The organism is Mesorhizobium sp. M7A.F.Ca.CA.002.04.1.1, from assembly GCF_004022805.1.
Taxonomy (GTDB): Bacteria; Pseudomonadota; Alphaproteobacteria; order Rhizobiales; family Rhizobiaceae; genus Mesorhizobium; species Mesorhizobium ciceri.
Map to the genome: position 1 here is coordinate 1 of NZ_RZPL01000260.1, position 7047 is coordinate 7047.

General features: G+C 62.0%; 7 protein-coding genes. 3 read left to right on the forward strand and 4 right to left on the reverse strand.

Annotated features, from left to right (window positions below; all coding sequences use genetic code 11):
• Positions 1-225 (reverse strand): TrmH family RNA methyltransferase (locus tag ENZ75_RS15415; protein ID WP_281061239.1); only part of this gene is annotated, 225 nt, incomplete at its 3' end.
• A 216-nt stretch (positions 226-441) separates the two neighbouring features.
• Here ENZ75_RS15415 and ENZ75_RS15420 point away from each other — a divergent pair.
• The 3 genes from ENZ75_RS15420 to ENZ75_RS15430 all read left to right on the forward strand — a co-directional run bounded on the left by ENZ75_RS15420 (position 442) and on the right by ENZ75_RS15430 (position 2636).
• Positions 442-1653, forward strand: a complete 1212-nt coding sequence (locus tag ENZ75_RS15420) for an NADP-dependent isocitrate dehydrogenase (RefSeq protein ID WP_063167815.1) — start codon at positions 442-444, stop codon at positions 1651-1653.
• Between the two features lie 137 nt (positions 1654-1790).
• The gene (locus ENZ75_RS15425) at positions 1791-1970 is read left to right on the forward strand and encodes a hypothetical protein (protein WP_027162373.1); all 180 of its coding nucleotides are present in this window, start codon (positions 1791-1793) and stop codon (positions 1968-1970) included.
• 12 nt (positions 1971-1982) lie between these two features.
• Positions 1983-2636 (forward strand): glutathione S-transferase family protein, encoded by a 654-nt coding sequence (locus tag ENZ75_RS15430; RefSeq protein WP_063167814.1) that lies wholly within the window; start codon positions 1983-1985, stop codon positions 2634-2636.
• Between the two features lie 52 nt (positions 2637-2688).
• On the opposite strand, the gene alaS is transcribed toward ENZ75_RS15430, so the two are convergent.
• The 3 genes from alaS to ENZ75_RS34605 all read right to left on the reverse strand — a co-directional run.
• A complete protein-coding gene (gene alaS / locus ENZ75_RS15435) occupies positions 2689-5355 on the reverse strand; it encodes an alanine--tRNA ligase (RefSeq protein ID WP_063167813.1) in 2667 nt (888 codons plus the stop codon).
• A gap of 292 nt (positions 5356-5647) precedes the next feature.
• The gene (recA, locus tag ENZ75_RS15440; protein ID WP_013532151.1) at positions 5648-6745 is read right to left on the reverse strand and encodes a recombinase RecA; all 1098 of its coding nucleotides are present in this window, start codon (positions 6743-6745) and stop codon (positions 5648-5650) included.
• Positions 6746-6818: 73 nt separating this feature from the next.
• Positions 6819-7047: hypothetical protein (locus ENZ75_RS34605; protein ID WP_206617041.1), on the reverse strand; the 229-nt coding region annotated here is incomplete at its 5' end.

Sequence of the window (7047 nt, forward strand, 5' to 3'; positions counted from 1 at the left end):
GTCAAAGACGGTGACGGCGTCGATGACATGATCGGCGCGGCTCGCCGCCGCACGTGCCTTCTCGCTCGGCCAACCGTCACGCGGATTGACGAGGCGCAGCTCCGACAGACCGAAATTGGCCATGGCGCGCGCGACCATGCCGATGTTCTCGCCAAGCTGAGGCTCGACGAGGATGATCGCCGGGCCGGCGACTGCAATGCTATCAGGATCTTTGGTGACGGGCATGATTGTCAATGAACTGCTGTTTGCGGCATTTCAGCGTCCCCTGCCATATTCGGCCGGGAAAATGAAGCATTCGCAAATGACGACGGCTCTGGCCTCCAATTCGTGACCGATCGCCGTTTGCGTGGCCAAAAGCGCTTTGATATACGGGCGACATCTCCCGGCCCAACGCCACGCGGGCAAGGCCGTCCCACATCCCAGCAACGAGGCATTCTTTCCATGGCGAAGATCAAGGTGGCGAACCCGGTCGTCGAACTCGACGGCGACGAGATGACCCGCATCATCTGGCAGTTCATCAAGGACAAGCTGATCCACCCTTATCTCGACCTCAAGCTGGAATATTACGACCTCGGCGTGGAACACCGCGACGCCACCAACGACCAGGTGACGATCGATTCGGCCAACGCCATCAAGAAATACGGCGTCGGCGTGAAATGCGCGACGATCACGCCTGACGAGCAGCGCGTCGAGGAGTTCAAGCTGAAGAAGATGTGGAAGTCGCCGAACGGCACCATCCGCAACATCCTCGGCGGCACCATCTTCCGCGAGCCGATCATCATGAAGAACGTGCCGCGCCTGGTGCCCGGCTGGACCAAGCCAATCATCGTCGGCCGTCACGCTTTCGGCGACCAGTACCGCGCCACCGATTTCCGCTTCCCCGGCAAGGGCAAGCTGACCATCAAGTTCGTCGGCGAGGACGGCCAGGTGATCGAGCACGATGTGTACGACGCGCCCGGCGCCGGTGTCGCCATGGCCATGTACAATCTCGATGAGTCGATCCGCGAGTTCGCCCGCGCCTCGCTGAACTACGGCTTGCTGCGCAACTACCCGGTCTATCTGTCGACCAAGAACACCATCCTGAAGGCCTATGACGGCCGCTTCAAGGACATCTTCCAGGAGGTCTACGAGGCTGAATTCGAGACCGAGTTCAAGTCGAAGAAGCTGTGGTACGAGCACCGCCTGATCGACGACATGGTAGCCTCCGCCCTGAAATGGTCGGGCGGCTATGTCTGGGCCTGCAAGAACTATGACGGCGACGTCCAGTCCGACACGGTCGCGCAAGGTTTCGGCTCACTCGGCCTGATGACCTCGGTGCTGATGACGCCGGACGGCAAGACGGTGGAAGCCGAAGCCGCGCACGGCACCGTTACCCGCCACTATCGCCAGCACCAGAAGGGCGAGGAAACCTCGACCAATTCGATCGCCTCGATCTTCGCCTGGACGCGGGGGCTCGCCCACCGCGCCAAGCTCGACGACAATGCCGAGCTGAAGCGCTTTGCCGACACGCTGGAAAAGGTCTGTATCCAGACGGTCGAGTCCGGCTTCATGACCAAGGACCTGTCGCTGCTGATCGGCCCCGACCAGCCCTGGCTGTCGACCACCGGTTTCCTCGACAAGATCGACGAGAATTTGCAGAAAGCGATGGCGTAGGCATGTCGTCCAAAGGCTTCGCTCGATATTGATCTCGTGCGCGACAGCACTGAGTTAACGACAAAGACTTGAGGCGTGTCGAAGTGCAAATCTGTCTTCCGTGGATGAGCTGGATTTGCGAAAATAGGTAGATGTAAATGGCTATGTGGTTCGATCAGCAAGAACGGCTAAAGAGTACCAAGGGCAAAGAGCTCTTGGACTCCATGCCGAAGTTTGAGGTGCAAGCTGCCAATGTCGCTCCCGCTCCGGCGGAGCTTGGAGGCAAGATCACGCTCGTCATCGAAGATGGCAAGCCCGTTGTGAAGATAAAAGAATAGAGCGTCGCCCGCATCGATCATAGCGTCAACACCACATCGTCGAGCAAGCCCATCGTCTACGGGGCGGACTATAGCGTCTATGTGCGCATCGTCCGCCTCGTGCTTGAGGAAAAAGGCATCGACTACGAGCTTGTGCCAGTCGATGTCTTTGCCGCCGACGGGATTCCCGCCTGGTATTTCGAACATCATCCGTTCGGCCGCATCCCGGCCTTCGAGCATGACGGATTCCGGCTGTTCGAGACGAGCGCGATTGCCAGATATGTTGACGAGGCGTTCGACGGGCCAGCGCTGCAAGCGACGGAGCCTCGTGGCCGCGCAACCATGAACCAGATCATCGGCATGCTCGATGCCTATGCCTACAGATCGATGGTCTGGGATGTCGCCGTCGAGCGGCTGGAGAAGGCTCAGCCGGATGAGGCGTTGATCGCCGGCGGCCTTGCTCAGGCGAGCAAAGCGCTTCGGACGCTGTCCGCGCTGAAAGCGCCGGGACCGTGGCTGCTGGGCGACCAGCTGACGCTGGCCGACCTGCATGCCGCACCGATCATCGGTTATTTCGTCAAGGTCGCCGAGGGGCGAAATCTGCTGGCCGAGTTCCCTGATATCCGGGACTGGTATGCGCGCATTGCGGCTCGGCCGAGCTTCGTGCGGACTGAAAAAATCGGCTGATAAGTGACGTCCGCTGTCCCTCCAACCGTTGCTTTAAATTCAGTCCACTCGCCTACGCCGCTTCGAGTGCCGCCCTTACCGCAGCAATCGCATCATCGGCCTTGGAAGCGTCGGGGCCGCCGGCCTGGGCCATGTCGGGCCGTCCGCCGCCGCCCTGCCCGCCGAGTGCCGCCGAGGCCACTCGGACAAGGTCGACGGCGCTGAAGCGGCCGACGAGGTCGTCGGTGACGGCCACCACGACGCTTGCCTTGTTGTCTTCGCCGGCGCCGACGAAGACGACGACGCCGGAGCCGAGCGACGTCTTGCCGGCATCGGCCAGCGGCTTCAGGTCCTTCGGTGAGACACCTGAGACCGTCTTGCCGAGGAAGCCGACACCGGCGACCGTCTCATTGGCGGCTGGAGCATCGGCAGACGATCCGCCGCCCAATGCCAGCTTCTTGCGCGCTTCGGTCAGTTCCTTTTCGAGCTTCTTGCGCTCTTCGAGCAGCGTCTCGACGCGCGCCGGTACATCGGCCGGCGAAATCTTCAACACGGCTGCCGTCGCCTTCAAACGCCTGTCCTGCTCGTCGAGATGTTTGCGCGCGGCTTCGCCCGTCAATGCCTCGATGCGGCGCACGCCGGCGGCGACCGCGCTGTCCGACACGACACGCACCAGGCCGATGTCGCCGGTCGCCCGGACATGGGTGCCACCGCAGAGCTCGACCGAATAGGGCCGGTTCGCCTTGGCGCCGTGCAGGCCGGTGCCCATCGACACGACGCGCACTTCGTCGCCGTACTTTTCGCCAAACAGCGCCATGGCGCCCTCGGCGATGGCATCGTCGACCGACATCAGGCGCGTGGTCACCGGGCCGTTCTGGACGACGATCTCGTTGGCCATGCGCTCGACCTCTTCGAGGTCTTCGGCCGAAATCGGCTTGTTGTGCGAGATGTCAAAGCGCAGGCGCTCGGGCGCGACCAGCGAGCCCTTCTGTGCGACATGGCTGCCCAGCACTTCGCGCAGCGCCTCATGGATCAGATGCGTCGCGGAATGGTTGGCGCGCAGCCTCGAGCGCCTTGCATGATCGACCTTCAGCTCGACAGCCGCGCCCGTCTTGACGGTGCCGCTGGCCACCTTGCCGATATGCACGAACAGCCCGTCGGCCTTCTTCTGCGTATCCGAAACCTCGATCGAGAACCCCTCGCCGGAGATGACGCCGGTGTCGCCCATCTGGCCGCCGGACTCGGCATAGAACGGCGTCTGGTTGACGACGATCGCCACCGCGTCGCCCTTGCCGGCGCCGTCGACAGCCTTGCCGTCCCGGACAAGCGCCTGGATGATGCCTTCCGCAGCTTCAGTCTCATAGCCGAGGAACTCGGTGGCGCCGGCCTTCTCGCGCACCGAGAACCAGATGGTCTCGGTGGCGGCGTCGCCGGACCCGGCCCAATGCTTGCGCGCCTCGGCCTTCTGCTGCTCCATCGCGTTGGTGAAGCCGGCAATATCGACCGAGATGCTGCGCTGGCGCAGTGCGTCCTGCGTCAGGTCGAGCGGGAAGCCATAGGTGTCGTAGAGCTTGAAGGCCGTCTCGCCATCCAGCATGTCGCCGGCATGCAGCGTTTCGGTCGCCTCGGAAAGCAGGCCGAGGCCGCGCACCAGCGTCTTGCGAAACCTGGTCTCCTCGAGCTTCAGCGTCTCGGTGATCAATTGTTCGCCGCGCAGCAGTTCCGGATAGGCCTGGCCCATTTCGCGCACCAGCGCCGGCACCAGCTTCCACATCAGCGGTTCGTTGGCACCGAGCAGCTGCGCATGGCGCATGGCGCGGCGCATGATGCGGCGCAGGACGTAGCCCCTGCCTTCGTTCGAGGGCAGCACGCCATCGGCGACCAGGAAGGAGGACGAGCGCAGATGATCGGCAATGACTCGGTAGGAGGCGACCGTCTCCTTGTCGGGATCATGCCCGATCGCGGACGAGGCCGCGTCGATCAGGTGACGGAACAGATCGGTCTCGAAGACGCTTTCCACCCCTTGCAGGATGGAGGCCATGCGCTCCAGGCCCATGCCGGTGTCGATCGAGGGGCGCGGCAGGTCGATGCGCTCCTCCTTCGTCACCTGTTCATACTGCATGAACACCAGGTTCCAGAATTCCAGGAAACGGTCGCCGTCCTCCTCCGGGCTGCCGGGAGGGCCGCCCCAGATGTGCTCGCCGCGGTCGATGAAGATCTCCGAGCACGGCCCGCAGGGTCCGGTGTCGCCCATCGCCCAGAAATTGTCCGAGGTCGCGATGCGAATGATGCGGTCGTCGGAAAAACCGGCGATCTTCTTCCAGAAGCCGGCCGCCTCGTCATCCGTGTGATAGACGGTGACCAGCAGCTTGTCCTTGCTCAGCCCGAATTCCCTGGTGATCAGGTTCCAGGCAAGCTCGATGGCGCGCTCCTTGAAATAGTCGCCGAAGGAGAAGTTGCCGAGCATCTCGAAGAAGGTCAGATGACGCGCGGTGTAGCCGACATTGTCGAGATCGTTGTGCTTGCCGCCGGCGCGAACGCTCTTCTGGGCGGTCGAGGCGCGCGAATAGGGCCGCTTCTCCAGGCCGGTGAAGACGTTCTTGAACTGTACCATTCCGGCGTTGGTGAACATCAGCGTCGGGTCGTTGCGCGGCACCAGCGGACTCGACGCGACGATCTCGTGACCCTCCTTGCGGAAGTAGTCGAGAAATGTCGACCGGATTTCGTTCACGCCACTCATGAATGCTGCCTTTTCAGAAGGGCCGCCGGCAAACCGGCGGAAATGGGCTCTGCGTTTTAGAAGATTAGGACTTGGCCTTTTAGCCGCCGCGCTTCACCCTGTCCAGAAACACGGAATTGGTCCAATCCACGGCCTTTGCCGGCCGTTCGAACCGGCCTGTTTTCGCCGCCGAAACGCAAAACCGCCGGCACTGGGCCGGCGGTTTCAAAACGCATTAACGCGGAACTCGATTACTTAAGCCCGAGATAATAGAATGCGATTATGGCCGAACTCCGGCCGACCTCGCGAGTTGTCACATCGCGCCGGATTCCTCCTCGAACCCGTCGTCGCCACCTTCGGAGCCGCCATTCTCAAGGAACTTTTCGGCGATCAGCCCGGCATTCTGTCGGAGCGCCAGCTCGATCTCGCGTGCGGTGTCGGGATTGTCGCGCAGGAACAGTTTGGCATTCTCGCGGCCTTGGCCGAGACGCTGCGAATTGTAGGAGAACCAGGCGCCCGACTTCTCGACCACGCCGGCCTTGACGCCGAGATCGACCAGTTCGCCGGTCTTGGACACGCCTTCACCATACATGATGTCGAACTCGACCACCTTGAAGGGCGGCGCCAGCTTGTTCTTGACCACCTTGACGCGGGTCTGGTTGCCGACGACTTCGTCGCGGTCCTTGACCGAGCCGATGCGGCGGATGTCGAGGCGCACCGATGCGTAGAATTTCAGCGCGTTGCCGCCGGTCGTCGTCTCGGGCGAACCGAACATGACGCCGATCTTCATGCGGATCTGGTTGATGAAGATGACCATGGTGTTGGAGCGCGAGATCGAGGCGGTCAGCTTGCGCAGCGCCTGGCTCATCAGGCGGGCCTGCAGGCCGGGCAGCGAATCACCCATCTCGCCTTCGATTTCGGCACGTGGCGTCAGCGCCGCGACCGAATCGACCACCAGCACGTCGATGGCGCCGGAGCGCACCAGCGTGTCGCAGATTTCCAGCGCCTGCTCACCGGTGTCGGGCTGCGAAATCAGCAGGTTTTCGAGATCGACGCCAAGCTTGCGGGCATAGACCGGGTCAAGCGCGTGCTCGGCATCGACGAAAGCGCAGATGCCGCCCTTCTTCTGGGCTTCGGCCACGGTGTGCAGGGCCAGCGTCGTCTTGCCCGAGCTTTCCGGCCCGTAGATCTCGATGATGCGGCCGCGCGGCAGGCCACCGACGCCAAGCGCGATGTCGAGGCCAAGCGAGCCGGTCGGCACCGTTTCGATCTCGACGACCTGCTCGTTGGCGCCGAGCCGCATGATCGAGCCCTTGCCGAAAGCCCGCTCGATCTGCGACAGCGCCGCATCCAGAGCCTTTGATTTGTCCACTGCCTTGTCCTCTACCAGCCGCAAAGAATTCTGAGCCATGATACATCACCCCTTGGTCGTCAATGAAGGCCGGACAATCCGTAATCCCTGCCTATTTGTACCTTTTTTGTTCTCATTTGGCAAGAGGGATCAAATATCTGAAAAACAAGCAATATCCGGATTTGTTCTTTTTTTGTCCAAGGATTCGATCAGGAATGCACCGCACGTTGGGCCAGACGGCTCGGTTGTTTCGACCTGCCGAATCGCCGCCTTGCATGCGAAGCTCGGTCGCACAGCCTAGCGCTTGTGCGGCTGGAATAACAAAGGTCATATCGCCGGCATGCTGAAATCCGCGAAAATAC

What these genes read in the sequence shown, in the direction of transcription:
- ENZ75_RS15420 (WP_063167815.1), top strand. Translation starts at nt 442, where the DNA reads ATGGCGAAGATCAAGGTGGCGAACCCGGTCGTCGAACTCGACGGCGAC.
- ENZ75_RS15425 (WP_027162373.1), top strand. Translation starts at nt 1,791, where the DNA reads ATGGCTATGTGGTTCGATCAGCAAGAACGGCTAAAGAGTACCAAGGGC.
- alaS (WP_063167813.1), bottom strand. Translation starts at nt 5,355, where the DNA reads ATGAGTGGCGTGAACGAAATCCGGTCGACATTTCTCGACTACTTCCGC.
- recA (WP_013532151.1), bottom strand. Translation starts at nt 6,745, where the DNA reads ATGGCTCAGAATTCTTTGCGGCTGGTAGAGGACAAGGCAGTGGACAAA.